Source organism: Thermorhabdus hydrogeniformans, from assembly GCF_049310025.1.
In the GTDB taxonomy this organism is placed as follows: Bacteria; Bacillota; Thermosediminibacteria; order Thermosediminibacterales; family Tepidanaerobacteraceae; genus JBJYKD01.
In genome coordinates this window covers 1-235 of the sequence record NZ_JBJYKD010000290.1, presented here as the reverse complement: position 1 = coordinate 235, position 235 = coordinate 1, and the positions used below count along the sequence as shown (strand labels likewise).

Annotated in this window: 1 rRNA gene; it reads right to left on the bottom strand. The window is 51.1% G+C overall.

The features are described from left to right. Positions 1 to 235 (bottom strand): 16S ribosomal RNA (locus ACKX14_RS16470); the annotation flags it as partial.

Genomic DNA, 235 nt, shown 5'->3' with positions numbered 1-235 from the left:
AAAAAGCCGCCTACGCACGCTTTACGCCCAGTAAATCCGATTAACGCTCGCACCCTCTGTATTACCGCGGCTGCTGGCACAGAGTTAGCCGGTGCTTATTCTGCGAGTAACGTCCACTATCCTAGAGTATTAATCCAAGTAGCCTCCTCCTCGCTTAAAGTGCTTTACAACCAAAAGGCCTTCTTCACACACGCGGCATGGCTGGATCAGGCTTTCGCCCATTGTCCAATATTCC